Annotated in this window: 1 pseudogene; it reads right to left on the bottom strand. The window is 42.8% G+C overall.

Annotation, left to right across the window (positions count from 1 at the left end):
• Positions 1–782: pseudogene (locus ACFINZ_RS10505) on the bottom strand (hypothetical protein); the annotation flags it as partial.

A 782-nucleotide genomic window follows, 5' to 3' on the forward strand; every position in this document is an offset into this window, starting at 1 on the left:
CAGTATAGCTCTTCTCTTCATCCTTGCCATCTTCCTTAACAGTCTTAACCTTGAAAGTGGGAGCGGTCCAGTTTCCATCATCATTATATCCAGCTCCTCCACCAAAATAGGTCGCAAACATCTTATTCATGGAATAGAGTTGTGAGCCATTAACCGCATCACTTGAGTCTTTAGAAATATCTCCATTCGCAAGATACTTAATCTTGCTGTTGCTTTTGCTATTTTCTTCTCCATGCAAGGCTACAAAAGCTCCCTCTTTCTCACCCCACATCAACGCATTCTGCTTAATGTTTTCAGTAACCGCCGTATTGCTTTGTGTAATCTCTTTATGAATGTTCTGGAAAGAATTACCTACACCCTCAAAGGCTTCCGCAACACTTGCATAGCTCTGCTCTTCAACATCACTACCATCTTCCTTAACGGTCTTAACCTTGAAACTTGGATCTGTCCACGCTTCACTCTCATACTTGGCACCTCCGCCAAAATATTTCGCTGTATGCTCAGCAACCTTAGTAACATTTTTATTGGTTGTAAAAAGCTGCGAACCATTAACCGCATCCGTTGAACTTTCTGAAAGTTCACCAGTACTCACACCGGTAAGTGTCCGTTCCTTACCTTCATTGTTAAGAATACTTACTTCCGTACCGCCTGCTGCCTTACCTATAGTGATAACACCCGATCCCCCCGCACGAAGACTACGACTTGACGTCACCTCTTCTTCTTGCTTAACAAGGATACTGTCTCTTACATCGACAATCTCATCATTAAGTGTCGTGAAAGCA

It is taken from the genome of Bartonella sp. AA81SXKL (genome assembly GCF_042196945.1).
GTDB lineage: Bacteria > Pseudomonadota > Alphaproteobacteria > Rhizobiales > Rhizobiaceae > Bartonella.